23 protein-coding genes are annotated in these 26,243 nt (G+C 61.3%); 8 read left to right on the forward strand and 15 right to left on the reverse strand.

Annotated elements, in window-relative coordinates; all coding sequences use genetic code 11:
* Positions 1-10: 10 nt before the first annotated feature.
* From J5278_RS17745 to J5278_RS17770, 6 genes are read right to left on the reverse strand one after another with little or no spacing between them, the layout of a single operon-like run.
* Complete coding sequence (locus J5278_RS17745; RefSeq protein WP_209182569.1) at positions 11-1,885, reverse strand: acyltransferase family protein; 1,875 nt, start codon at positions 1,883-1,885, stop codon at positions 11-13.
* 57 nt (positions 1,886-1,942) lie between these two features.
* Complete coding sequence (locus J5278_RS17750; RefSeq protein WP_209182568.1) at positions 1,943-2,596, reverse strand: hypothetical protein; 654 nt, start codon at positions 2,594-2,596, stop codon at positions 1,943-1,945.
* A 15-nt stretch (positions 2,597-2,611) separates the two neighbouring features.
* Positions 2,612-3,535, reverse strand: coding sequence for a DUF6492 family protein (locus tag J5278_RS17755; protein ID WP_209182567.1), 924 nt, complete (start codon positions 3,533-3,535; stop codon positions 2,612-2,614).
* 54 nt (positions 3,536-3,589) lie between these two features.
* On the reverse strand, positions 3,590-4,666 hold the full coding sequence (locus J5278_RS17760) for an acyltransferase (protein ID WP_111216253.1): 1,077 nt from the start codon (positions 4,664-4,666) through the stop codon (positions 3,590-3,592).
* Between the two features lie 60 nt (positions 4,667-4,726).
* On the reverse strand, positions 4,727-5,926 hold the full coding sequence (locus J5278_RS17765) for a glycosyltransferase (protein ID WP_209182566.1): 1,200 nt from the start codon (positions 5,924-5,926) through the stop codon (positions 4,727-4,729).
* A complete protein-coding gene (locus tag J5278_RS17770) occupies positions 5,923-6,939 on the reverse strand; it encodes a glycosyltransferase family 2 protein (protein ID WP_209182565.1) in 1,017 nt (338 codons plus the stop codon). The genes J5278_RS17765 and J5278_RS17770 overlap by 4 nt, the downstream gene beginning before the upstream one ends.
* Positions 6,940-7,189: 250 nt before the next feature.
* Here J5278_RS17770 and J5278_RS17775 point away from each other — a divergent pair, with 250 nt between their 5' ends.
* From J5278_RS17775 to J5278_RS17800, 6 genes are all read left to right on the forward strand, one after another.
* Entirely contained in the window at positions 7,190-8,089 is a 900-nt protein-coding gene (locus tag J5278_RS17775; RefSeq protein ID WP_209182564.1) for a glycosyltransferase family 2 protein, read from the forward strand.
* A gap of 15 nt (positions 8,090-8,104) precedes the next feature.
* Positions 8,105-9,115, forward strand: coding sequence for a glycosyltransferase family 2 protein (locus tag J5278_RS17780; protein ID WP_209182563.1), 1,011 nt, complete (start codon positions 8,105-8,107; stop codon positions 9,113-9,115).
* A gap of 61 nt (positions 9,116-9,176) precedes the next feature.
* Positions 9,177-10,475 carry a lipopolysaccharide biosynthesis protein gene (locus J5278_RS17785; protein ID WP_209182562.1) on the forward strand — a complete coding sequence of 433 codons (1,299 nt, stop codon included), beginning with the start codon at positions 9,177-9,179 and terminating at the stop codon, positions 10,473-10,475.
* A 73-nt stretch (positions 10,476-10,548) separates the two neighbouring features.
* On the forward strand, positions 10,549-11,718 hold the full coding sequence (locus J5278_RS17790; RefSeq protein ID WP_209182561.1) for an acyltransferase: 1,170 nt from the start codon (positions 10,549-10,551) through the stop codon (positions 11,716-11,718).
* A 316-nt stretch (positions 11,719-12,034) separates the two neighbouring features.
* Positions 12,035-13,237 carry a polysaccharide biosynthesis/export family protein gene (locus J5278_RS17795; RefSeq protein WP_209182560.1) on the forward strand — a complete coding sequence of 401 codons (1,203 nt, stop codon included), beginning with the start codon at positions 12,035-12,037 and terminating at the stop codon, positions 13,235-13,237.
* A 136-nt stretch (positions 13,238-13,373) separates the two neighbouring features.
* Entirely contained in the window at positions 13,374-15,650 is a 2,277-nt protein-coding gene (locus tag J5278_RS17800) for a polysaccharide biosynthesis tyrosine autokinase (RefSeq protein ID WP_209182559.1), read from the forward strand.
* Between the two features lie 18 nt (positions 15,651-15,668).
* Here the strand turns inward: J5278_RS17800 and J5278_RS17805 are convergent, their stop codons facing one another.
* The 3 genes from J5278_RS17805 to cbiE all read right to left on the reverse strand — a co-directional run bounded on the left by J5278_RS17805 (position 15,669) and on the right by cbiE (position 18,692).
* Positions 15,669-16,547, reverse strand: coding sequence for a DMT family transporter (locus J5278_RS17805; RefSeq protein ID WP_209182558.1), 879 nt, complete (start codon positions 16,545-16,547; stop codon positions 15,669-15,671).
* Between the two features lie 136 nt (positions 16,548-16,683).
* Positions 16,684-17,442, reverse strand: coding sequence for a precorrin-4 C(11)-methyltransferase (gene cobM / locus J5278_RS17810; RefSeq protein WP_209182557.1), 759 nt, complete (start codon positions 17,440-17,442; stop codon positions 16,684-16,686).
* On the reverse strand, positions 17,439-18,692 hold the full coding sequence (gene cbiE, locus J5278_RS17815) for a precorrin-6y C5,15-methyltransferase (decarboxylating) subunit CbiE (RefSeq protein ID WP_209182556.1): 1,254 nt from the start codon (positions 18,690-18,692) through the stop codon (positions 17,439-17,441). The genes cobM and cbiE overlap by 4 nt, the downstream gene beginning before the upstream one ends.
* Between cbiE and J5278_RS17820 the strand changes: the two genes are divergently transcribed.
* Positions 18,691-19,461, forward strand: a complete 771-nt coding sequence (locus tag J5278_RS17820; RefSeq protein ID WP_209182555.1) for a cobalt-precorrin-6A reductase — start codon at positions 18,691-18,693, stop codon at positions 19,459-19,461. The genes cbiE and J5278_RS17820 overlap by 2 nt on opposite strands.
* Here J5278_RS17820 and J5278_RS17825 read toward each other — a convergent pair.
* From J5278_RS17825 to cobF, 5 genes are all read right to left on the reverse strand, one after another.
* A complete protein-coding gene (locus J5278_RS17825) occupies positions 19,425-20,189 on the reverse strand; it encodes a precorrin-3B C(17)-methyltransferase (RefSeq protein ID WP_209182554.1) in 765 nt (254 codons plus the stop codon). The genes J5278_RS17820 and J5278_RS17825 overlap by 37 nt on opposite strands.
* Positions 20,186-20,923 carry a precorrin-2 C(20)-methyltransferase gene (locus J5278_RS17830; protein WP_209182553.1) on the reverse strand — a complete coding sequence of 246 codons (738 nt, stop codon included), beginning with the start codon at positions 20,921-20,923 and terminating at the stop codon, positions 20,186-20,188. Before J5278_RS17830 ends, J5278_RS17825 begins: the two co-directional genes overlap by 4 nt.
* Positions 20,920-21,552 carry a precorrin-8X methylmutase gene (locus J5278_RS17835; RefSeq protein ID WP_209182552.1) on the reverse strand — a complete coding sequence of 211 codons (633 nt, stop codon included), beginning with the start codon at positions 21,550-21,552 and terminating at the stop codon, positions 20,920-20,922. Before J5278_RS17835 ends, J5278_RS17830 begins: the two co-directional genes overlap by 4 nt.
* Before the next feature lie 2 nt (positions 21,553-21,554).
* On the reverse strand, positions 21,555-22,955 hold the full coding sequence (gene cobG / locus J5278_RS17840; RefSeq protein WP_247748977.1) for a precorrin-3B synthase: 1,401 nt from the start codon (positions 22,953-22,955) through the stop codon (positions 21,555-21,557).
* 78 nt (positions 22,956-23,033) lie between these two features.
* On the reverse strand, positions 23,034-23,804 hold the full coding sequence (cobF, locus tag J5278_RS17845) for a precorrin-6A synthase (deacetylating) (protein ID WP_209182551.1): 771 nt from the start codon (positions 23,802-23,804) through the stop codon (positions 23,034-23,036).
* 237 nt (positions 23,805-24,041) lie between these two features.
* On the opposite strand from cobF, the gene J5278_RS17850 reads away from it, so the two are divergent.
* A complete protein-coding gene (locus J5278_RS17850) occupies positions 24,042-24,932 on the forward strand; it encodes a DMT family transporter (protein WP_209182550.1) in 891 nt (296 codons plus the stop codon).
* A 25-nt stretch (positions 24,933-24,957) separates the two neighbouring features.
* On the opposite strand, the gene J5278_RS17855 is transcribed toward J5278_RS17850, so the two are convergent.
* Complete coding sequence (locus J5278_RS17855) at positions 24,958-26,220, reverse strand: MFS transporter (RefSeq protein WP_209182549.1); 1,263 nt, start codon at positions 26,218-26,220, stop codon at positions 24,958-24,960.
* Positions 26,221-26,243 lie beyond the last annotated feature (23 nt).

The following is a 26,243-nucleotide window of genomic DNA, read 5'->3' on the forward strand; positions in this document are numbered from 1 at the left end:
ATTTTCGACTTCAGTGAGGCATCAATTCCGGTGCAACACGGCGGGCAAGGACAACGGATCCCGACGCAGTCAGATGGCCATAGTCCCACTGCATCGGCACGCCGGAGTCGGTGGTCGTCTGACATGTGGCTGTGCCGGGCGGGCAGAGCAGGTCATAAATCGAAACGTAGGTCGCACCTGTTGTCTTCAGAGCGGCGGCGAACTGTTCGTCGATAGTCTTCATGGCGGGCACCCGCCTCTCCTGGGCAAGGTCTGCCGATCCCCAGAGCGCCTGCGTGGCCAGAAGGCGCGCCAGTCCGATCTTGTATTCCGGGATCGGCCCGAGAACGTAGACCCGGCTGCCGAAAGACTTGAGCCGATCTATGGTCGCAAGCAGGTCCGGCAGGTCGGTTGCCACCCAGCGTGCCGAGATGATCACGGCCTGAGGATGCTGTTTGCCGAGCGTGTCATAGATACCTTCCATAAAGGCGCGACAATTTTTAAGCCCGTTGCCCGAGATCAGCGGCTTGCAGCCCGACGACGTCGCCTGCATCAGATTGACGTCGGTCATCGTCTTGCTGAGACCGCTCCACCAGTGGGCACCGTGGCTGTCACCGATCAGAACGTAATTCGGCTTTGTGTCCGAAAAGCGAAGGCAGGACTGCGTGTCGTAATCGGCCGGCGTCTGCAATTCGCCATCGAGGAAACAGGTACCACGGCGGTAGGCAGCACGATCATCGTATTGCAGGTAGGTCGCCAGCCGGGCGACCTCGGGCGAAAAGCGCAGCGGCAGGCCGGACGCCACGATGCACCAGAGGCCGAAGACGATACCGAGCGCCGAGATCGCGAAATTCGCGATCCACAGCCGCCTTGGCGGCACGGCAACACGATCACGGGCAGGCTGCTCGACGAAACGCCAGGACACATAGGAAAGAACCGCCGTAATCGGCGCGACGATGACGATGTCCTTCGGCTCGAGCGGCCGCTCGACAAACAGATGATAGAAGACGGCAACCGGCCAGTGCCAGAGATAGAGCGAATAGGAGAGCAGGCCGATGAAGACGATGGGCCGGAGCGACAGGAGCCGGCTGACAAGGGTTGCGGGACCGGAGCCGGAATAGATGACCAGCGTCGCCCCGAGCACCGGAGCAAGAGCGGTCATGCCCGGAAAGGCCGTCGTCGGCTTGTAGAGGAGACCGGCGGCAAGGATTAGAAACAGACCCGCCGCGCCGGCACCCTCGCGCAGGATGCGCTGCGGAAAGACGGGGATCTTTGCCAGCGCCAGCAGCGAGCCGGCCAGCATCTCCCAAAATCGCGGCGGAGAGAAATAGAATGCCGCTGGCTGCTGCGTGTGCATCAGCCAGAGCGCGAGGCCGAAGGAAAGGACGGCCAGGACGGCGATAGCTGCAGTGACGAAGCGCGGCAAAAAGCGATAGAGGCCGAGCAGCAGCAGCGGAAAGAAAATGTAATATTGTTCTTCGACCGCCAGCGACCAGGTGTGCAGCAGCGGCTTGGTCTCGACATCGCTGAGGAAATAGCCGCGAAAACCGTAGAAGTAGAAGTTGGAGGTGAAGGTCAGCGTCGAAATGATGCTTTTCGAGTAGTCGATCAGTTCCGACGGGTAAAGCAGCACGAAGGCGGCGATGGCCGACGCCACCAGCATGAAGGCAAGTGCTGGAAAGATGCGCCGCACGCGCCGCTCATAGAATTTGATGAAGGAGAACTGGCCGGCCAGCATCTCGCGGCTGATGATGCTGGTGATCAGATAGCCGGAGATGACGAAGAATACATCGACCCCGACGAAGCCGCCGCGAAAAATCCCTGACTGAAAATGGTAGAGGATCACCGACAAGACAGCGACGGCACGCAGGCCATCGATATCGCCGCGATATTTCACATTGCTCATTCCGCACTCGTTCCTTGACGTTGCCCAGGGCCCGATCTCACGATCGCGCGCTTACCTTCACCACGTCCGCTCGAATGAATAGACATCGGCTTCGCTGCGTACGCGCAGCACCTTGGCCGGCAAGCCGCCGACAATGACGTCGCTCTCCGGAAGTCTTTTCGTGACCACCGCACCCATGCCGACGATCACCCGGTCGGCCACACCGCTGCCTGGGGCGAAGCGTACGGCGGTGCCGAGGAAGCTCTTTTCGCCGATGACGATGTCACGGTTCATCGTGCCCGCGCCGTGCGTCAGGAATTGCGAGGCAAAGCCTGCGACCCAGGTGCCGTCGCCGATGGAGATGCTGCCGAGAATATCGAACAGGTGGCTTTCGTTGATCAGGCAATCGCGCCCGGTCTCGAAGCTGCGGGCATAGCCCATATGCGCCTGGCGCGGATCGGCAGCGGCGTCACCGCATTCGAAGCGGTTCCACCGGCCGATAAACGTGCCTTCGCCAAGCGTCACCGAAATGGGGCCCATGAAGCTTGTGCCGCGGCGAATGATGACATCGGGTCCGCAAGAAAAGCGGTCGACAGCGATGATCACGCCGAAGCCGATGCTTGCCCCCCGGCCCAGGCTGTAACCCATCAGCATACGGTATGCTCCCGCGCGCAAAGCCTTGTGAGGCAAGCGCGAGATGAGCATGGCGAGAATCTTGCGGGATCGGTTCATGCTGTTTCCTTGAAACTAGGCAACTTGCGGATCCAGGACCCGGCCGCTGATTGTCGCGATGGCTGCACGTCTTTCCGCGATGGGCAGCGGGTTCGTCGACTGGATGTGGACGGCGATATTTTCCGGCTCCATGGCCGCAATGATCGCCTCGACGTCGATCACGGCATCCGGCGACCAGACGGAGTTTGCGAGCTTCATGTCCTTGATCGGGCGCGGTTCGGCGACGGCGGCGATCTCGACGACGTATTCGCCGTAGAGAATGTATTCCGAGACGGTCTTGGCCTTGGCTATGGCGCGCTGCCAGTCCGGGCCCTTCACCGACTGGATGCGTCTAATGAGCCCATCGAGGGTAGCGCGATCCCAAGGGATCAGCTGGCCGATATAGTTGAAATGCTCGGTCTCCCAGGGCTTGCCGACGCCGAGAAGCTCGTGCGCCGTCTTTCTCCAGAGCCGGTGCGTATCGAGATCGCGACCCCTGACATGCTGCTGCAGGATGAGCTGGCCACCGCTTTGCAGCGCTTCGAGCGAGAATGGGCGGACCAGGAAGACATCGCTGTCGGCAAAGATGAAGATGTCGGCCTTGGTAAGATCGCCCGCGCAGAGCTTGACGATCTGCTGCACCAGCCAACCGCTGATCCGCCCGACGCCGGGCAGATAATACTGCTCGCGGAGGCGCAGCGTCTTGCCGAACGGCAGCTTGATGATAGTCGGCACGGGAAGCCTAATAAACCCGTGTGGCCGCAGGATGCTTTCGCGCGCCATGACCCGGCGACGCGGCCCTTGCAGCGAGGCGAACAGCTTCATGTCGCTTTGGGGCACGATGACCAGATGCTCGAAGTCGAACTGGCAGAAAGTATCGATGCTGCGGCAGAGGTCGACGGCGTTCTCGAAATCGTTGCGATAGGACGGCGTGATGATGGCGACCTTGGCGTTAGTCATGGATGGCTCCCGATAGCGTGTGGGTCGTGGCCGTATGAAGATAGCGAGCGCACGTCATCTTGGACCCACCGCCGGAACGTCGAAACTCTTGGGAACCTTCGGCCCCCAGAAGCGCCGGTGCAGCCAGCCGGTCATTGGCCGTTCGAGCAACAGGTAGACGAAGGCTGCCACGAACATGGCAAAGCCACCGGCGACGAAGATGTAAAGCCAGGGGCTGTGGATGCCGATGCGCGGGGCGACAAGCGCCACCAGGTTGATCGAGAATGGATGCGACAGATAGAGCGCGAAGGACGCATTGCCACCAAACACCAGAACGCGCATCAACGGCTTCAGGGCGTTGTCGAGCTTTTCATCGAGCAAGGCAGGTCCGGCGCAGGCGACGAAGGCGGGAAGCCCCATCCAGAGCGGCCGCCAGAGACCGCCGAGTTCCGTCAGGCCTGTCGACTTGAAGACCACCATCAGCAGCATGCCGGCGACGAACAGCGACCAGCCGGCCAACGCGCCGAGGCGGACGCCGCGGTCGCGCAGATGCGCCAGCGCGATGCCGAACAAGAACTCGAAGACGATAGGATTGGCCCAGAAGGCAAACGGTGGCGTCTGGACAACGTGAAAATACGGCAAGCCGCCGAGTACCAGGAGCGCCGCGATGACCCAGGTCATGCCCCAGCCCTTGCTGAAGAAAAGGCCGATCGCGAAGACGACGTAGAACAACATCTCGAAATTCAGCGTCCAGCCCAGGATGAGGACCGGATAGAAATGGCCATATGGATCAGGCAGCGGAATGAATAGGAAAGAGCCGACGATCTGCTCGAGTGACGGGCTGCCGTAGCGGATCGAGCTTGCAAACACCACCATGGCGCATAGCATGGCGATGGTGAAGAACCAGTAGGGCGGCGCGACGCGGACGATGCGGCGCAGGATGAACTGAAGCGGCGCGCCCGGCTTTCCAAAGCTGTTGCGCGACAGGTGGTACATGATGAAGCCGCTGATGATGAAGAACAGGTCGACACCCCCGGCCCAGAAGACCGGATCGAATGGCTTGAAGTTTGCCGTATCGACAAATGACTGATCCATCACTTCGTGCTGGAGATGGCTGATCAGCACCATCATCGACGCCACGAGGCGAAGCACCTGAATTTCCTGGATTTGCTTCTTCTGGGGCTGCTGCAAGTGGGAAGAACCCTTCTGGGACTAGAGAACGGAGGAACGGGCCGGCGACGGCAGGCCAGCCACGACGGCGCCGCGCTGGCGCATCGCCTCGTGATAAATTTCCAAGGTGCGCTCGCCAATGCTGGTCCAATCGCCGCCGGCGGTGATCCTGATCTCCGGACGACGCTCGATGGCATCGGCAAGGGCTGCTGCCAGCGCATTGGCATCCGCCGGTGGCACCAGCGCGCCGTTGGCCTCCTGCATGTCTTCGGCAAAGATACCGACGTCGGATGCAATCATCCATTTGCCGGTCGGTTTCAAGAGGAAGTAGACGCCGCTGGCGTCGATCTGCCGGTAGGGAAAGAGGAAGCTGTCGGCTTCCTCGAAAAGCGATGCCATCTGGGTTTCGTCCAGCCGGCCAAGGCGCAATTCGACGACATCCTCCAGACCGAGGGCTGCAATGCGCTCCTTGATCGGCGCCATGTCCATGTGGGCTGCACCGGCAATGACGACGCGGGCACGCTGGCGGAGTGCCTGCGGCACTTGGCCGAGCGCCTCGATCAACACATCAAGTCCCTTGTACGGCTTGATCTGGCCGAACATGACGAACGTCCAGCGCGGATCGCGGATCGCACCGGGCGCGAGAGGGGCAGGCTCGACATTGAGCGTCAGCGGACCATGCGGGACGATGGAGACCTTGCTTTCGGCGATGCCGCGCGCAATCAGGTTCTGGCGAGCGCCGCGAGTGTGGACGATGACGTGGTCTGCAGCAGCAATCGGCATGTCGAAGCCAGAGTTCTGCAGAAAGGAGATCTTCTCGCCATTGAATGGTACCGTGTCGTGGACGGTCATGATGACCGGGCAAACACGGCGCACAAGGCGCATCGCCAAGGCATCGAACAAAGGCAGGACGGCCCATTGCACGTGCATGACCGCCGGGCGGCGACGGTGGACATGGGCTACCAAGCGAACCAGATCGACGATGTGCGACAGGCCTTTGGCCAGACCGCGCAGCTTGTTCCATTTCGCGGGGATAGCTTCGACGCCGCGATAGAAGGTGATGCCGATATCGGCGACCGTGATCTCGGATTGCTCCCCCTTGCGCAACGGCCGCGCTGCCCAATAGGGCGCCACACCGACGGCGCGCAGCCCACGCGTCAATCCGGCGTCGTAGGCCGGAGTGAACAGCGAGGGGTCGATCAGCAAGGCCCGCATGGGCGTTTTTTCCGTTACGGAATTCAAACAGCTTCTCCCAGGCCACTATAGGATTTGTCCGGCTGCCACTGGGCTTCCCGCAGCGTCAGGATCCCGGTGATGAAGCCAAGCGCCCATGAGGCATGCATTGTAAAAGCGGCAGGCCCGGCCAGCAGGCCGCAGGCAGATCGCTTGTTGAAGGCGATGGCAACCGAGGTCACCGCCAGTACGAAGACATAGAAGGCCGGCACCATCAGCAGCAGGGGAAACAGCGGGCTCAGAACGATTGCCGCAGCACAGGCACTCATGAAAGCCGGAACGGCGAACTGGCGGATCTTGAACGATGTCGGGTGACGGCGAACAGTGCGGGAGCGACCCTTGCCGTAATTGAAATACTGCCTGGCAAGTTTGGCGAATGTTGCGCGCGGCTGGTACTCGATGCGGATATCGGTATCGAGATAGATCTTGCCGCCGAGCGCGCGCAGCCTGCAATCGAATTCCGCGTCCTCGTTGTGGGTGAACGTCTCTTCATATCCGCCTGCGCGGCGAAAACTTTCCATCAGCATAGCGGCATGATGGCCGTGATCGACGAAACGGCTCTGGCGACCGCCCCGGTGCGCAGATCCGCCGGAGCCTATCGGTGAGTCCGAAACCCAGGCGACAGCGCGCTGCAGGCAGCCGTTTCCGACCGAATCCATCGGCACGACGACGGAGTCTGCTTCGACCCCGTGCAGGCTATTGACCAGTGAGCGGAGAAAGCCCCTCGGGTAAGACGCATGTGCATCGCAACGAACCAACACGTCCTTATCCTGCCCAAACTGGCGCACGACGAGGTTTACACCGGCACTCTGGAGACGCTGCGGATTGTGAACGAGCGAAAGGTGATCACGCTGCTTTTCGAGGCGCCGAACGACATCCACGGTGCCATCGGTGCTTCCGCCATCTGCAATTACAAATTGTATATTGCAGTCGGGAAGATCGACGTAAAGCTGATCCAGGACAGCCTCTATATGAGCAGCTTCGTTCAGCGTCGGAATAGCAACCAAAACACTTCGAACCATCTAAATTCCCATCCCGCTTGGTTTCTCAGGTGGTGTTCCGAGGGCTTACGCATCGACATCTTCGACAGGCCTACACCGAGATATATGCCATTGATAATAATAGCGTATTCATTGAATAACCGGCCAAAGACCCGCACTTAGAAGCGGACTGTAGAGGAAAATTTACCGATTTGCCATAGCCTAATGCTGCATTGCACTATAGACTGGACCCAGGCTAGGACGACAACCTTGACAAACGAGATTGCACTAGATGGCTGATATTGTGATCGGCATTCCCACTTTTAAGCGGCCGGAACTGCTGCAAAAACTTCTGTCGAGTTTGGTTAACGAAATTAACCAGAGCGTATGGCTGGTTGTAGCGGACAATGGATGTTCCGACGATACGAAGGCAGTTGTCACTGCCTTTGCGGCGAATTTTCCGCGTTGTTTTTATGTCCCAATTCCGGAACGCGGGCTGGCTCCAGTGCGTAACGGGCTGGTGAGCGCGGTGACCGATCTTGTGCCGGATTGGCGCTGGCTGGCGATGCTCGACGATGACGGCTACGTGTCCGAAGGCTGGCTGGCTCGTATCGTCGCGTGCGGCGAAACCTATGATGCCCATCTCACCGGCGGACCGGTCGAGGGGGTGCTGCCCGAGGGCGCAAATATTCTCGCCCGCAACAGCATTTTTGCCCGGCGCCGGCGCTGGAAGACCGGCCTGGTTGATTCACTGAACACAACACAAAACCTGCTGATCTCGCGAAAACTGTTGGCGCTTGCCCCGGCACCGCTGTTTCGCAACGAATACAGTGCGTCCGGGGGCGAGGACTACGATCTGTTCCGCAGGGTAAGGCAGAGCGGTGGCAGGATCGCCTGGTGCGACGAGGCTGTGGTCTTCGAGCCGACGCCTGAAAACAGGCTGTCGCATGGCAGCGTGCTCTCGCGATATTATACGACCGGGATCTACATGTCGCAGATCGATCGCTTCTACGACGGGCCGCGCAAGACATACACCACAGCGTTCAAGGGCTTTGCCTCTTCGTTGCTGCGAACGATCGGCGCCGGGTTTCGCCGCGACCGGAACGCGGTCGCACAGGGAATGCTTTCAACGGCGCATTACGCAGGACGGGCCGTCGGCCTGCTCGGCGGAAGCACCGCGCGATACACTTAACGTCAAGGAGAGACCGTGACGACACCTGACACACATGTGAGTACGAAGGGGCCCCGCGAGGGTCTGGCGGTTGGCCTGTGCACCTATAAGCGCCTGCCATCGCTGATGAGGCTTCTCGATCACATTGCCATTAGCGCCAAGGCACTGTCGTCGCCGCCGCAGATCATCATCGCCGACAACGACGGGCAGGATCCCGCTGTTGCTGCGAGCGTTGCCGCTTTTTCCGAGCAATCGGGACTGAAGGTCCACTACCGGATCGAGACACATCCGGGCATCTCGGCAGCCCGAAACGCCGTTTTTGACGAAGCCGAAAAGCTGAACCTGCGGTTCGTCGCTATGATCGACGACGACGAATGGCCGTCGCCGGAGTGGCTCAGCGAAATGCTGAAGGCACAAGCGTCCGAGGGCGCTGCCGTGGTCGGCGGTCCGGTGCGCCCGGTATTCCCGGACAACGCAGCCCATCTGCGCAAATATTCCCGCTACTGGTCAGTGGATAAGCAGTTCCTGAACGGCAAGCCGTTCGTGTTCTGCACCTGCAACTTCCTGATCGACCTGCAAGCTGTTGCGGCCATCCCGAGGCCGCTTTTCGATGAGGAATTCGGACTTTCGGGCGGCGGCGACACGGTGTTCTTCCGTGGCCTGTTCTTTGCCGGCATGAAGATGGCCTGGTCGGAAGAAGCCTTCGTCTATGAGGAAGTGCCGCAATCTCGCGCTTCCATCGCCTGGATGCGGCAGCGACGTTTTCGCGTCGGCAACCATGCCGTTCGCTGGGAGAGCCTCGGTGGCGGCGGGCGCAAGAGCCTGGCGAAGACACTCGGGCTGACAGCGCGGCTGGTTCTCTATCCTCTCCTGCAGCGCGAGCCTGAATCTCGAATGCTCGGCTGGATGCTGGAATACGACAAGGTTCGCGGTCGCTACAATGCACATTTCGGTGATGTCTTTGTAGAATATGCCAGGCCGAAGCCCGACGAAGCCAAGCCGTCCGACACCCAGAAACCGGAAGACAGCGGCAGGGTTTGCCGCTGATGCAGCGAGGACGGGCTGCCACGCCCGCCTGTTTTAGGACCAAGCAAGGAGCCGGGAAGGCATGCTGAAACGACTGATGACGTTTGTCCGTCATCTCGAGAGCCGCTTCAAACTGATGACCTTCGTTGGCGCCCTGATGCCGACGGTGTCAGCGCTTGCCGTACAGCTTGTGGCCTTTGCGGTAACGGCACGCGGCCTGGGCGTCGAGGCTTTCGGCTCATACACTGCGATCCTTGCCGTCACGGTCGTCAGCGTCGAACTGGTCGGCTTCGGTGGCGCCGACCTGCTGGTGCGGGCGGTGTCGCGCGAGCCTCAGAAATTCTCTTCCTATTTCGGCAACCTCCTGATTCTTGCTGCAGCCACGTTCCCTGTCGTCGTTGCCGCGGGTGTGGTCGTTGCGGTCAGTTTCATGCAGACGCAGATCGAGATTTGGCATGTGCTGGCAATCATTGTCGGCGAAGTGGCGCTCAACAGAATTGCCGCGTCCGTCGAGCTGATCATGGTTGCGCATCGCCATACCGTAAGGGCGGGCTGGATACGGCTGACCACAGCCTCCGTGCGGATGCTGCTTGCACTCGTTTATTTCGGCCTTCTGGGGCTGACCGATCTCGGCGGCTGGATAGAAGTCGCGTTTGCACAATGCGCAGTGACTTCGCTTGTCTACATCGCGCTCGTGGTGAAGCTCTACGGGCGGCCGGATTTCATGCTGAAGCGACAGGAGTGGAAGGCCGGCGGCGCATTCTGCGTCAACCAGGCGGCCCGTGCATCGCAGGGAAACTTCGACCGCATCATTCTCGGCCGGTTCGCCGATGCGGCCAGCGTCGGGATCTACGGCGCCGCCTCGCGCGTGCTGGCGCTCGGGCTGTTCCCCCTCCAGGTGGTCACCCGCATCACCTATCCCAATTTCTTCGTTCACGGCAAAAGCGGACTTGCTGCGAGCCGCAGCTATGCGCTGAAGATTACGCCCATGCTCTTCGGAGTGGGCATTGCCTCCAGTATCGCAGTCGCTGCCGCCGGCTACCTTGCGCCCTTTGCGCTCGGCAAGGACTTTGCCAGCATGGCGAATATCTCTGCTATGCTCGGGCTTGCCCTACCGCTGATCGCCTTGCAATATCCGCCGGCCGACGCGCTCACCGGTGCGGGAAAGCAGGGCATTCGCGCCTTCATCTCGCTCTGCGCCACTTTCGGTTTCGGACTGTTGATGGCACTCGGGGTGAACATTGCCGGCGTTCCCGGCCTGGTGATGGCGTTCCTTGCAAGTCACGCCTGCCTTGCGGGAGCGATGTGGCTGGCAGCCTTCCTGGTCGAGGACAAGGCGACGCCCGAGTTCGCCGCGACAGCCGAGGAGAACGCCGCTTGAGCGATAACGTCTCCCTTATCCGCACACGGCACGCCGCTTGCTTTACTGATCCTCTGACAGGAGGATTTTCTGCATGACCTCGCAAGCAGCAGCGATAGCCGTAGCCAATGCAGACGCGGCACCAGCGACCGACGTTCGCGGGGGAAACGCGCCGAAGCAGCGCCGTGCACGACTGGAGCAACTGGATGGCCTTCGCGGCATCCTAGCACTTTTCGTCGTGGTGTATCACCTGCAGGATCCGTTCGCGCAGGTCGCAGGCACCCTGACGGCCTATCTGCCGATCCTGTCGCAGGCCTGGTTTTCGGTAGACGTGTTCTTCATCATGAGCGGCTTTGTGATGATGTACGTCTATGGAACGGCATTCTCAGATAAAGTGCGCTGGGCAGACTTTCGCGACTTCTTTGCGGCCCGCATCGCGCGCCTCTATCCCGTGCACCTGTTTGCCATGGGCATCCTGATACTGGCGCTGCTGCCGTTCATTCACGCCAAACCGGATTTCACCTCGATCGACGGGCGCTACTCATGGAATTCTGCGCTCGCGGCATTTTTCATGCTGCATGGTCCGTGGATCGATCATCGGACATGGAATTTCCCATCCTGGTCGATCAGTGCCGAATGGCATGCCTATGTGATCTTTCCGTTCGTGGCAGTTCTTGCCAGCCGGTGGAGCGCGCGTTTTTCCGTGGTGATCTTGACGCTCTGCTGCCTCGGCGCGTTCGCGCTCTACAACATCGACATGCACACCGATCAGTATCCGACCAACTCGCCCGTGGTCCTGCTGCGCGTGCTGCCGCTATTTGTTGCCGGGATGGCGCTGTTTCGCCTCAATCTCTCCTATAGTCACTTTTTGTCCGCCCGATGGACCGTCTGGGCAGTCATCGCCGCGCTTCTTGTCATCTTGAGCGCTCCGTCCATCGCCTCGTTTTCAGTGCTGCTGGCGCCGGTTCTCGTCCTCGCCGTCCTGCAATCTCCGGGGTCCGCGCTTGTGTTCACAAACCGACCTGCCCTGTTTCTGGGCAAGATTTCCTACAGCCTGTATATGACGCACGCCCTGGTCAGCGTCGTGGGGATCAGCTTGTGGATGAAACTGGCACCGCTCGTCCTGGGCATCGATCCGACAAAGCCCGTTGCAAGCTGGCTATGCTTCCTGGCGGCGATCGTCGCTGCCGTGATCCTGGGCTGGCTCACCTGCCGATTTATCGAGATCCCGTTCCGCAAGACTATCCTGAGGAGGTTCGTCTGATGCCAACTGACATCGAGCTGCCATGTGTTTTCGTTATCCCGAGCCTGATGCAGGCGAATAAAGAGTACCGCGATCTATGAATGCTTTGTTTGTAACCGACAGCGTACCTGCGATGAAGGACTGGACGTCTTCCACCATCCAGTCGAAAGCAGGATTGTCATTCTCCACGCCAAATCCCACTCCGCCGATCGTCTTCCATGGTGCCACTGGCAAAAACCTGAAGTGGCGCGGCCGGTTGCTCATCGAATTTATAAATAAAGCCTGCTATCGATCTGCCCAGGGGGCTGCTTACGGGGGGATGAAGATGGGATTGGGCATGAAGACCACTATCCGTATACGTCGAGGCTCCGTTGTTGCGCTGATGGTCATGCTGTCCAGCTGCACCTCGCTCCCTCGCTCGGGACCGGATGCCGGCCTGATCGACACCCAGGCGCTCGTCAAGGTTTCGTCGAAAGACCGCAAGGTTGGCATCGACTACGCGCTGGTCGACCTCAACCAGAACACATTGAAATACTTCGACGGGAAGGCGAGTGCATCGCTGAAGGCAACCTTCGGCACTTCGCGTTCCTCTGCTCCTGACATCCCGCTTGGCTATGGCGACGTGGTGCAGGTGACGATCTTTGAATCCCAGGCAGGCGGCCTGTTCATTCCTGCAGATGCCGGCAGCCGCGCCGGCAATTTTGTGACCATTCCAAGTCAGACGATCGACCGTGGCGGAACGATCAGCGTTCCTTATGCCGGACGCATCGTCGCTGCCGGCAAGCGCAAGGAGCAGGTCGAGGCGGATATCGTCAAGAAGCTCTCCAGCCGGGCAATCGAGCCTCAGGTGGTGATCACGACGGTCACCAGCAACTCAAGCCAGGTCTCCGTTCTCGGTGACGTAAACGCACCGGCAAAGGTAGAACTCAGCCCGGCCGGTGAACGCGTCCTTGATGCCATTTCTCAGGCCGGTGGCCTGTCGACTGCGGCGATGGAAACAAACATCACCCTGCAGCGCCGGGGCAAGACCGTCACCGTTCCTTACGAGACACTGCTGAAGAACCCGTCGGAAAACATCTTCGTGTCGCCGATGGACACCGTCATTGCCGATCATCATCCGCGTAGCTACGTCGCCTTCGGTGCGACCGGCGCCAACGGACGCTACACCTTCGACGATGAAAACCTGACCCTGGCGGATGGTCTGGGCAAGGCCGGAGGCGCGCTCGATACGCAGGCAAATCCGGCGCAGGTGCTGCTGTACCGCCTGGTCGACAAGACGTTGCTGCGTCAAATGGGAGTCGACACCACGCACTTCCGCGACGAACTGGTGCCTGTCGTTTTCCGTGCCAACTTGCGTGATCCAGCCGGCTTCTTTGCTGCTCAGAAGTTCGCGATGGAGGACAAGGATGTCATCTACATCTCCAACTCCGACTCCGTCGAACTGTTGAAGTTCCTCGACATCGCCAACTCCGTCACATCGACGGCGGCGGGAACGACAAGCGATGCCGTTACGACGCGCAAATCGATACGCGAACTATAGACCGACAAATTTGCCGGACCGCCTGAAACGCGGTTCGGCAAGACCGGCCAGACCCAGGGCTTTTGCCTCTTTTATGTGCTCCTCCGGCGTGGCCGGAGGATGAAACGCTCAGCCACCGAGAGTAGGAGATCGCTCTTTGCTATCACCCAAAAAGTCCAACACCGACAGCTGGGCCGGCTTCGACCACGACGAGATTTCCGAGATCATCGATCTCGACCGCATCCTTGCTGCCGCCCGGCGGCAATGGAAGGTCGTTGCCGCTGCCATCGGCGCCTTTATCGTGCTGGGTATCGTCTACCTGCTGCTGGCCACGCCGCAGTATACGGCAAACACCAGCGTGCTGATCGACCATGGCACGTCCACCATCGTCAACCAGATGACGGACACGACCGTGCCACCGGGGTCCGTGGACGAAGAAGGCAACATCCTCACCCAGGTCGAAGTGCTTCGATCGGACACGATTGCGGTTGCCGTTATCCAGAAGCTCGACCTCTTGAACAATCCCGATTTCGTCGGCAAGGGCCCCTCCTGGATCAGCAAGCTCATCGGGTCTATCAAGATCAAATCCTGGCTTGGGCTTGGAACGCCTCCAGTTCCTGTCGACGAAGCCGAAGTAAAACTTGAGAATGCTGCAGCCCAGATCGAGCGGAACATGCTTGTCGAGCGCGTCAACCGCTCCTTCGTGCTCTCGATCAGCTACACATCCCCCTCGCCCAAGCTCGCCCAGCAGATCGCGGACGGCATCGCGGATGCCTACCTAGTCGACAAGCTGAATTCGAAATACGACGCGACCCGGCGTGCCAGCGACTGGCTGCAGGACCGCATCGAGGAACTGCGCAAGAAGTCGCTCGCATCCGACCTGGCCGTCCAGAAATTCCGGTCCGACAACGGACTGGTGGAGACCAGTGGCCAGCTTGTCAGCGACCAGCAGCTGTCACAGCTGAATACTGCGTTGACAACGGCCCAGGGAGACACGGCAGCGGCGCAGGCAAAATATGACCGCGTCGAATCCATCATCCAGTCCAAGAACATGGATGCCGTGGTTTCCGATGTGCTGGGAAGCACGACGATCAACGACTTGCGCAAGAAGTATCTCGACGCCTCGAAGATGCAGGCGGACATTGCCCGCCGGCTCGGGCCTGATCACGAGCAGGCGGTGCGTCTGCGTGGTGAAATGCAGGAATACCAGCGCCTGATGTTCGAGGAGCTCGGTCGTATTGCCCAGAGCTATCGCAACGACCTCGATGTCGCCAAGGCGCGCGAGAAGTCGTTGGCCGACAGCGTTGCCTCGGCGACGACGGTTTCGGCGACGGCCAGCGATGCGCAGGTGCAATTGCGCGAACTGGAGCGGACGCGCGATACCTACCGCGATCTCTATCAGAGCTTCCTCACCCGCTACCAGCAGGCTTCCCAGCAGGAGTCGTTTCCGATCACCGAAGCCCGCGTGATCACCAAGGCGACTTTCCCGATCGGCGCCAGCAAGCCGAAGAAGATCATCGTGCTTGCACTGTCGATCATCCTTGGCGGTATCGTCGGTGGCGGCATCGGGGTGTTCAGGGAATTCCGCGACCGCTTCTTCCGCACCGGCGACCAGGTACGCGACAGCCTGCATCAGGAGTATCTCGGTATCGCGCCGATCGTCAAACCGGTAACGGCCGCCGAGATCGTACAGGATCATCCGCGCAGTATAAGGCAGGTGAACGGCGTTTCGAACTATGTTGCCGAGCATCCGCTTTCAGCTTTCGCCGAGACGATGCGCAGCGCCAAGATCGCCATCGATGTCGAAAGCGGCGAGCGGATGGCCAAGGTCGTTGGCATCGTGTCCAGCCTGCCGGGCGAAGGGAAATCGACGATCTCTATGAACTTTGCGCAATTGCTTGCGATGCAAGGTGCGCGAACACTGCTGATCGACGCCGACTTGCGCAATCCTGGTGCCACCCGGAGCATCGGCCGGCATGCGGAGGCCGGCCTGCTGGAAGCACTTCTGGAACGCCGACCGATCCAGGATCTGCTGCTGATCGACCAAAAGACCAAGCTCGCCTTCCTGCCTGCCATCGTCAAGCGGCGGGTGCCACACTCGTCAGAACTGCTGTCGTCACCGGCGATGAACGCGCTGCTCGACATGGCGAGGGCGAACTTCGACTATATCGTCATCGACCTTCCGCCGCTCGGACCCGTCGTCGATGCGCGGGCAATCAGCCCCAACATCGATGCCTTCCTGTTCGTCGTCGAGTGGGGCAAGACATCGCGCAAGGTTGTCCGCAGCATGTTCACCTCGGAACCGGCAATCGCCAGCAAGTGCGCAGGCGTTATCCTCAACAAGGTCGATACGGAGAAGATGAAGCTCTATCGTGCCCACGGCTCGAGCGAATATTACTACTCGCGCTACACATCATACTACCACGAAAACTGATCCTTGCGCGGCCGGGCCTCAGTGCCCGGCCCTTCGTTTGGCGAGGACATTCTCCCGCCACACGGTAAACATCCCGGCACCGACCACGATTGCGGCGCCAACCACCATGTTTGCCGTCAAGACCTCCCCGAACACGACGACCCCGATGATGGCGGCGTAGACCAGCTGCAGATAGGTCAGCGGTTGGATAACGACGGCATCCAGCAGGTCATAGGCGCGGATCAGGCAGTAATGGCTTGACATGCCCGTCAGGCAGAGCAGCCCCATCCAGATCCAGTCATGGGGCGTCAGCGGCATCCAGAAGAACGGCCCGATGCAGCTCATGGCGATTGCGCCAACCACTCCGGTGTAGAAGAAACTGGTCATCGACGTGTCCTGCCGGCTGACCAGGCGGGTAACGATGACGTAGAACGAGAACAGAAGGGCCGAGGACAACGGAACCAGAAACCGGACGTCGAAAAATCCGCTTTCCGGCTTGAGGATCAGCAATACGCCGAGAAAACCGACGAAAATCGCCGTCCAGCGCCTCCAGCCCACTTTTTCTCCGAGGATCGGCACCGATAGCAGCGCAACGATCAACGGGCCGGACGAGAAAATCGCCTGGGAACGGGCAAGCCCCACCATCGCAAAGGACTGGATGACGATGACGATCTGCGCCGCAAGAAGCAGGCCGCGGAGGATCTGCAGCCACGGGCGCTTGGTGCGCACCGTCACCGCGAGACCGCCGCGTGAACGGGCGGCAAGGGCGATGGCGAACAGGGCGAATGTCCAGTAGCGGATCATTGCCACCAGAAAGGGAGGATAGGCGCCGGCCAGATGCTTCGATATGCCGTCCTGGATGGAAAAAAGCGTGATAGCGACGATCGTGAAGATATAGCCGCTCTTGGTGACGTTCATGATTACTCGCGGCAAACATTGGAAATAGCAGTGGGGAGAAAATCGGCCGCTACAGAACCGATTTCCACGCTGGAGTTTAAGCGAGATCCGTTCTGGTTCATAGTTATTTGCGCCAGTCGGGAGATAGGGGATTGCGCTACTCCCGGTCGCGAAACCGTCTCTGGTAGGCAGGGTCGTACAGCGCGCTTTCGCGAAAGTCGTCGGATGCAAGCGACCGCCCGACAAAAATCAGCGCGGTGCGCTCTATCGGCTCGGCCGCAACTTTTGCTTCGATATTATCCAGCCGGCCGCACAGGATGCGCTCGTCGGGCCAGGACGCCTTGACGACGATGGCAACGGGGCAATCGGCGCCGTAGTGCGGCATCAGTTCCTCGACCACCTTAGGCAAGGCATGGATGGCCAGGTGAATGGCAAGCGTCGACCCCGTCACGGCAAAAGCCTGCAATGTCTCGCCCGATGGCATCGGTGAGGCACGGCCGGAGACGCGGGTCAGCACCAAGCTCTGCGCCACGGCCGGTATGGTCAGCTCGCGACCGAGCGCCGAGGCTGCCGCAGCAAATGCCGGAACGCCGGGGGTCATCGTGTAGTCGATACCGCATGCGTTCAGCCGGCGGATCTGCTCGGCGACCGCGCTCCAGACCGACAGATCGCCGGAATGCAGGCGCGCAACATCCTCGCCTGCCTCATTGGCGCGCCGGAATTCCGTCTCGATTTCATCGAGCGATAGCGGCGCCGTATCGATAATGCGCACGTCCGGCGGGCAGTAGGCAAGCAGGTCCTTCGACACCAGCGAGCCGGCATAGAGGCAGACCGGGCACTTTGCGATGAGGTCGCGGCCGCGCACGGTGATGAGGTCGGCGGCGCCAGGTCCGGCGCCGATGAAATGGACTGTCATTGGGCAATCTCTGTGGTTTCAGGCTTGGTCCAGCACCATTGCGTCACCGGCATCGCCGGACGCCATCCATGCATCGTGCCGATGGCTGTGACACGTGAGATGTCGATCCTTGTCAGCGATCCGCCGTGACGGGCATATTCAGCAAGCAGCACGGCTTCCATTTCGGTGGTTACCCCATTGGCAACGAGCCGGCCTCCCGGTTTCAAGGCTGCCTTTGCAGCCTCCATCACCCCGGGCTCACTGCCGCCGCCGCCGATGAAGATCGCATCTGGCTGGGCCAACCCGGTCAAGGCTTCAGGCGCCATGCCTTCGACCAGCTGCAGCATCGGCACGCCGAAATCGTCGGCATTCCGGCGGATACGCGCGGCGCGTTCCCGCACCGCCTCGATGGCGATTGCCCGCAGGCTCGGATCGGCCAGCAACCATTCGATGGAGACCGAGCCAGAGCCGGCGCCTATATCCCAGAGTAGATCGCCGTGACGGGGGGCCAGCGCCGACAGCGTCATCGCCCGGACCTCCCGCTTGGTGATCTGGCCATCATGGCTGAACAGGGCGTCGTCCAGGCCTTGCGCCAGCGGCAACAGCCGTGCATCCCGGTCGGCGACGACCTCGACCGCCATCACATTCAAGGCGTCGATATCCTCGAGTAAAAAGCTTGATGCCTGGTGCAGGGTTACCCGCTCGCGGGGTCCGCCCATCGCCTCCAGCAGCGTCAGCGTCGAGCGACCGAAGCCGAGCCTTGTCAGAAGTGCGGCTATCGCTTCCGGACTGGTGGCATCAGAGGTCAGCGCGATGATCTTTCGGCCGGGATGGAGATGGGGCCGGAGAAGATCGATGGGACGGCCATGCAGAGACAGGAGCGTCGCCGATTGCATCGGCCAGCCCAGCCTTGCTGCTGCCAGGCTGAAAGCCGACGGCGCCGGGATGACGTACATTTCTTCGGGCGGAATGAAGCGCGAGAGGGTGGCGCCGATCCCGAACCAGAAGGGGTCGCCCGATGCCAGGACGACGGTAGGCCGTCCACGCCGGGCAAGCAGGTGATCTATCGAGCGCTCGAACGGGCTGAGCCAGCTGTGGGTGTCGCCGCCGATCAGTGGCGCCACCAGCTCCAGGTGGCGGGCCCCACCGTAGACGATCGGTGCAGAGGCAATCCGTTGCCTGGTTTCCTCGGTCAAGCCGGCTGGACCGTCCTCGCCGAGGCCGATAAGGGTGAGCCATTGCGTTGGCAACGAAGAAAGCGTCTCAGACATGGGCAGGACTCGCATCCTTATTCTGGGTGGCACGACGGAGGCGCGGCTGCTGGCGGAGACGCTGGCGAAACGCGATGGCATCGACGTGCTGCTGTCGCTGGCCGGACGGACGAAGGATCCCCTCCCCCAGAACGCTCCGGTTCGCACCGGCGGGTTTGGCGGCAGCGAAGGCCTGGCCGCGTTTCTGAAGGCTGAAGCCATCGATCTCGTGGTCGATGCCACACACCCCTTTGCCACCCAGATATCCGCAAACGCCGCTACCGCCGCGACGATATCGGGCACTCCGATCTTTGCCCTCAGCCGCGAAGCCTGGCAGCGCGTTGCCGGCGACCATTGGCACGAGGTAGCGGATGTGACGGCCGCCCTTTCCGCGCTCGGACCCATACCACGCCGCGTATTTCTGGCCGTCGGCCGGCAGGAGGCGCATAGGGCTGATCTCTTCCCGCAGCACTTCTATCTTGTGCGCAGCGTCGATCCCGTCGATCCGCCTCTGCTCGCACCCGATGTCGTCAGCATCCTGGAACGCGGGCCCTTTGACCTTCACGCCGAACTGCGCCTCATGAAGCTGCACCTGATCGATTGCGTCATTGCCAAGAACAGCGGTGGAAGCGCCACCTATGCCAAGATCGAGGCGGCAAGGCTGCTCGGCATTCCCGTGCTGATGATTGCCCGCAGCGCGGCCACCAACGTGGCATCGGTCTTTTCGCTCGAGACTGCGCTGGCACGGATCGATCATTTTGTCTCCGGCGAAGCAAAACGCGGCGTGTAAACCAGGTCCGGCAGGACCGGCCGTCTGACGATCTTCGTTTCCGGCGATCCGATGATGACGCAGGTCGCCATGTCTGCGACCGACGCATCGGCATCCGACAGCGGGACAATGGCCAGCCTCTCGTCCGGGCGTCCTGCCGCACGGCCGAAAATCACGGGTGTCGTCGGCGGCAGGGCCAGGCGCAAAATCTCGAAAGCGCGACCCAGCTGCCAGGGACGTGCCTTGCTGATCGGATTGTAGAGCGCGATGACGAAACCGGCCTGCGCTGCAAGCATCAGCCGCCGCTCGATCAGATCCCATGGCTTGAGGTTGTCGGACAGCGACATAGCACAGAAATCATGGCCGAGCGGCGCTCCAAGACGCGCTGCCACCGCCAGCATCGCAGTGATGCCTGGAACGATGACAAGGTCGATATTGCGCCAGTGTTCCGGCCCATTGTCGATCGCCTCGCAGACGGCGGCGGCCATGGCGAATACGCCGGGATCGCCGCCGGAGACGACACAGACTGTCGAACCTGCCGCAGCCCGCTCCAGCGATGCCTTGGCGCGATCGATTTCCTCGCGGTTGTCAGACGCGATCCGCAACTGGTCCGGCCTCAGCGAGAGCCGGTCAAGATAAGGGCCGTAGCCGAAGAACTCGGTCGAGGCCTCGACGGCTGCCATGGCCTCCGGCGTCATCTGCTCGGGATTGCCCGGCCCCGTGCCGATTACATAAAGGCGGCCGGTCATGAACCGCGTTCCCAGCCGGGCACCAAAATCAGCGAAAAATACGGCGCCTCGCTGTCGTCGCGCTCGATCATCTGCGTCACCGACTGATTTCTCATCGTACCGCGCTCGACGTAAACGGCATGGTGAAGCCGACCGGAGGCGGCAAGCGCACGGCGGATCTTGGGCAGGTTGCGGCCGACTTTCATGATAACTGCGGCCTCCGTGTCCACCAGACGGCGGGCCAGCTCGGCCTCCTCCATAGTGCCAGGCAGCACGGACATCACATCGTCGCCCTGGACGATGGGCATGCCGGCCAGCGACCAGCAGCCGGACATCGCCGTGATGCCGGGGATAACCTCTGTCGGGTAACGGTGCGCAAGCCTGACATGCAGGTGCATGTAGGAGCCATAGAACATCGGGTCGCCTTCGCTGAGGACGGCAACGGTGCGTCCGGCGTCGAGATGTGCGGCGACCGCCTCGGCCGAGAGATCGTAGAACGCGGTAATCTGCCGCTTGTAATCCTCGTGGTGTCGGTCGATCTCTGTGGTGACGGGATAGTAGAGCGGCAGCATCGTAACGTCCGCCCGCAGGAGATCATCGACAACCGTGCGTCCGTTGCCATGGCGACCGGCCTTGGCAAAATAGGCGACGACATCTGCCCGCTCCAGAGCCTTGACGGCCTTGACGGTCAGTAGGTCGGGATCGCCGGGACCGGTGCCGACGCCGATCAGGCAACCGGTCGAAACAAGGGTCATAGGCCGCCTCGCGCCAGGGCGTTGACGGCTGCCGCAGTCATGGCGCTGCCGCCAAGCCGACCACGGACAATGCCATAGGGAACGCCATAGGAATATTCCGCCAGCGCATCCTTCGATTCCGCAGCGCCGACAAAGCCGACCGGCATGCCGATGATCGCCGCCGGCCTCGGGGCGCCGTCGCGCAGCATTTCGAGCAGATGGAAAAGAGCCGTCGGCGCGTTGCCAATGGCCACCACGGAGCCGCCCAAGCGTTCGCCCCAGAGATGCATGGCGGCAGCCGAACGGGTGTTGCCGCTATCCTTCGCGAGGCCAGGCGTGCGCGGATCGCGAAGCGTGCAGATGACATCGTTCTTGGCGGGCAGCCGGGCGCGGGTGACGCCCTGCGCCACCATCTCGGCGTCGCAGAAGATCGGAGCGCCGGCAGCAAGCGCTGCACGGGCCGAGGTCACGAAATCGGGAGAAAACTGGAAATGGGCGGCCGCTTCGACGAGGCCACAGGCATGGATCATCCGAACGGCGACATCGGCTTCGTCTTCCGAGAAGCGTGACAGGTCCGCCTCGCTCCGGATAATCGCGAAGGATTTTTCGTAGATCGCGTCGCCCTGATGGATATAATCGTAGTCAACCATGCCTATTCCTGTCTCAACGCGGCGACGGTCGCGTCGCTGCCAAGCCGTGTAAGGCAGTCCCCGACCGATTCGCCAGCCGCTTTCGTAGCTGCGACCATTCGTGCCAGACTCTCCAGGGCGGTTTGCAGTCCGTATTCGTCGACGAAAACGGCTGGGACGCCCGAGGCTTTCTCATTGACGCCGATGCCGAAACCGGAATGCATGCCGACGACCGCAAGGGCACTCGCGGCGGGGTGGGCGCAGCCTTTTGGACAGCCAGAAAGGTGGAGCACGACTGAGCCATCCAGCAATTCGGGGACCCAGCCTACCACCTTGGCCGCCAGATGTTTGGTACGGTATGTGCCCGAAGCGCACCCGCCGGCGCCGGCGCAGGTGGCAATGGAGCCGGCCGGAGTATTGGCGTCGGTCCAGAAGCCGAAGTCCGCAGCCTGTGCTTGTATCTCGGCCATGACATCGGCCGACGCGCCCAAGAGCAGAAGCGCGTGGTCGGGTGCCGTCCGGATTTCAGTAATGCCCTTCGCCTTTGCGACATCGAGAAAGGCAGTCAGCTCGACGGCGTGGATCTGACCGAAAGCCAGTTGCAGGCCAAGTGCGACCGACGTCGGACCCAGCGGATGGATGCCGACACAGGACTTTGAAGATTGAATATCCAAAGAGGCATTGGCGAGCCTCTCCTTTTCGCCACGATAGCTTTCGGCCAAGTCACGGCCGCGCGCGCGGGGGCCACGTGCATCTAGGCTCTTCAGCAGATCGAGGACCGCCGACAGGGCCTGCTCGTCTGAACCGAGCAACACCGGGAGCGCCGTGGCACGCGTTCCTCCCACGGCCACCTGCCAGAGCGGCGTTGCATCGACGCTCGGTATTGCCGAGAGGCGGATATCGGCGGTGACATGATCGAGAACCAATTGGCCGCCGCCATCGACGATGATCGACAATTTTGGGGCTAGCACCAGTTGCGCGGGAAGACTCGCAACGGCCTCGCCGAGGCGTGCGGCCATGCTGCGCGCATCGGCGATTTCATCGGGATCGAGGCCGGACAGCGGTGGCGTTTCGATTGTCAGGCCGGTAACGGGCACGATGCCGGCAGCGGCTATGTCGGCTTCGAGGCGCGGCACCGTCTCCCAGGCGAGGCCACGCAATTGCAGGTTTCCACGGGCGGTGACCTCGATCAGGCCGTTTCCATGTCTTGCGGCGGCGCTGGCGAGCTGGCGAAACTGGGAGACAGTCAGGCCCGCAGTCGACGGCCGGAGCCGGACGAGCAGGCCGTCGCCGGTCTGCATGGGGGTGGCCAGCGAGGGGCAGGCACCGCGGACGAGGCGGGACGGCAACGACACGTCATGGCCAAGACCGACGCGCGGCACAGCGAGACCCGTTTCGGCCATCGTTTGCCCATCTATCGCCATATCCACACCCTTTCCTGTTGTCTCCTTACATCATCCCGTCCTTGAGGCAAACAATTTGGCAGGCACGGCTGGGCCTGCTCAGTCGTCGAAATCCTGCCCCTTGCGGAGCAGGTAGATATCCATGATCCAGCCGTGCCGGGCACGGGCCGCAGCGCGGGTCTCGACAATCGTCTGCGCCACTTCGTGAAGACGACCGGAAAGGACGATCTCGTCCTTGCTCCCGAGATAGGCACCCCAATAGATATAGGCATCGGGGTCGTCGAGCCTGGCAAAGGCCTGCTCGCCGTCAAGCATGACGACCGCTGTGCCTTCCAGTTCCGGAAAGCGCGCTGCCAGTCGTCGCCCGGTGGTGATCTCGACCGGCTTGCCGACCAGATTGAGGGGGATACGGTGCCTGGCCGTCAAGGCCTGAATGCTCGTAATGCCGGGAACGACGCTGTAGTCGAGGGCGACATTGCCCCGGGCCATCACGCGCTGCAGGATGCGGATGGTACTGTCGTAGAGGCCCGGGTCTCCCCAGACTAGAAGTGCAGCGCAGCCATCCTCTGTCATCGCCTCCGACAGCATTTTCTCATAGACCAGGGCGATGTCGGCGTGCCAGGCATCGACGCCCTCGCGGTAGGATCGGTCTTTCGTCTGGCGCACGGGCACATCGTAGGCGATCACGGGTGTTTCCGGACGTGTCAGGTAGCGGGCACAGATTTCACGGCGAGCATCGGCGAGCCCGCTCTTGGCGTCTCCCTTTTCGGCTATGAACACGACGTCTGCGGCGTTCAGGGCGTTGATGCCCTGAACGGTCATATGCTCCGGATTACCGGTGCCGATCCCGATCAGATACAGATGTCTCAAGACATGCTCCTGCCGCCGACCTGCCTGGTGCGTCGGCTCCCGCCCTGTTTATGAGCGACGCCATCATGTCGCAACGGTCCCAATTGCGAAATCGATTGTCGCCAGCAATATCCTGCGTTCGGGCCGACATCTGCTAGGCTATCTGCAAGGTGGTTGGCCCAGGCGCGCGACCGGTACAGACACGATATATTTCTACATATTTTTCAGATCATTAAGCTCCAGACATGCGGAGAATCAATGAAACCCCGTACCTACGGACTCGTGCTCGTCACCGTTGCGACGGTGATGTGGAGCAGCGCCGGACTTTTTGTCCGCATGCTCGATATGGATGTCTGGACAACGCTGGGCTGGCGTTCCTTCTTCGGCGGGCTGACGCTGGTCATAATTTCCTTGTTCGGACGGCGCGCCGCGCCGCCGACCGCAGCCACGCCTTATGGAATATACGCCCTGCTCGGGCTGTTTTCGGCGCTGTCGATGTTTGGTTACGTGGCATCGCTGAAACTGACGACCGTTGCCAATGTCCTGTCGATCTACGCCACGGTGCCTTTCATCGCAGCAGGGCTTGCCTATCTGCTGATCGGCGAAAAAGTGGAGCGGCGCGTTCTGAGTGCCAGTTGCGTCGCTTTCCTCGGCGTTCTCGTGGTCGCGGGCTTTGCGGCGCGACTGACAGATCTCGCAGGCAACGCACTCGCCCTGCTGATGACGGTCACCTTCAGCATCCTCCTGGTCATGGCGCGCAAACACCCCTCGTTGCGGATGGCACCGGTCAACGCCCTAGGCTCCGGCCTCTGCGTGCTGCTCTGCCTGCCGCTGATGTCGCATGCATTACCGAGCCCGTCGGATCTCGCGATCCTCGCCCTGTTTGGATCGACGACCTCAGGGATCGCCTACCTGCTTTACATGACCGGCGGCCGCTATATTCCGTCGGGCGAAGCCGGTTTGATCGGATTGATGGACGTCGTTCTCGGCCCGCTCTGGGTATGGCTTGCCTTTTCCGAATGGCCAGGCAATTCGACGATTGCAGGCGCCAGCCTGATACTGGTGGCAGTGGCATGGTATCTGTGGAGCGGCCTTCGAAACTCGGCAGCGCGCAAGGCAGCCGTTGCCCGGGCCGGCCAGCCGTTTTGATGTTGTATCTGCAACAGGTATCGGACTAGCGGCGGGCAAACCTCGCCGCCGCGAGCGCCGCCGTCATGCAGGCGACGAGCAGCAGCAGGTTGAAACTGATTACGCCCGACCAGCCGTCTGCCAGCCAGAAATAACCGCCAAGCGAACCGGCAATGCTGGAACCCAAATAGTAGGACAGCAGGTAGAGCGACGAGGCGTGGCCCTTGGTGTCGCGTGCCAGCCGTCCGACGAGCGCACTGGCGACCGAATGGGCTCCGAAGAAGCCGATGGTCACCATTACGATTCCGAAGATGATCAGCGGAAGCGATGATGACAACGTCACGAGGCCACCGATTGCGGCAATCAGGATGCCGACCGGCATGACGCGGAAGTGCCCGAATCGGTCGCCCAGCAATCCAGCTGCCCAGGAGGCGGCTATGCCGAACAAGTAGGCCGTGAAGATCAGGCCAAGCTCCGTCTGGTTGAGATTGAATGGAGCGGCGACTAGGCGGAAGCCGGCGTAGTTGTAGACCGTGACGAAGGATCCCATGATCAGGAAGCCGATGGCAAACAGGCAAGGAAGCGCCGGGTTGCGGAGATGGCCGAGCCAGGCGCTCATATGGAACGCCGCATTGAAGCCCTTACGGGGCGTAAAATTACGCGAGGCTGGTAACAGCAGGAGAAATCCGACCGCAGCAGCAAGGCCCAGCATGCCGACCGTTGCCAGTGCCGGGCGCCAGGAGAAGTTTTCGGCAATCATCCCCGTCACCACGCGACCTGCCATGCCGCCGAACGCATTGCCGGCAATGTAGAGGCCCATGGAAGCGCCAAGACCGCGCGGATCGATCTCTTCCGCCAGGTATGCCATGGCGACGGCCGGAACACCGCCCAACAAAAAACCTTCCAGGGCACGGATCACCAGCAGGGTCTGCCAATTGGGCGCGAGCGCACAGCCGAGTGTGCAGAGCGCTGCACCGAGCAGCGAGGCAAACATCAGGCTGCGGCGGCCGACGCCTTCGGAGATGGCCGCAGCGATGAAGATGGCGAAGGCGAGAAAGCCTGTCGACAGCGACAGCGACAGAGAGCTTGCAGCAGGAGTAACGCCGAAATCGTTGGCGAAAACGGGCATCAGCGGCTGCACGCAATAAAGCAACGAGAAGGTCGAGAAGCCCGACAGGAAAAGCGCAAGGCTGGCGCGCTTGTATTTGGGCGTACCACGAATGAGAAACTGCGGCGCCTCGGAAGTTGCAACGATCTTCAGTGCGGGGCGTGTGGCAGCGAGAGGTTTTAGGGGAGTGGCAAGGGACATGAGCACCAACCTTTTCTTGTCCC

Origin of the sequence: Rhizobium sp. B21/90 (assembly GCF_019355815.1) — a bacterium.
Classification (GTDB): domain Bacteria; phylum Pseudomonadota; class Alphaproteobacteria; order Rhizobiales; family Rhizobiaceae; genus Rhizobium; species Rhizobium rhododendri.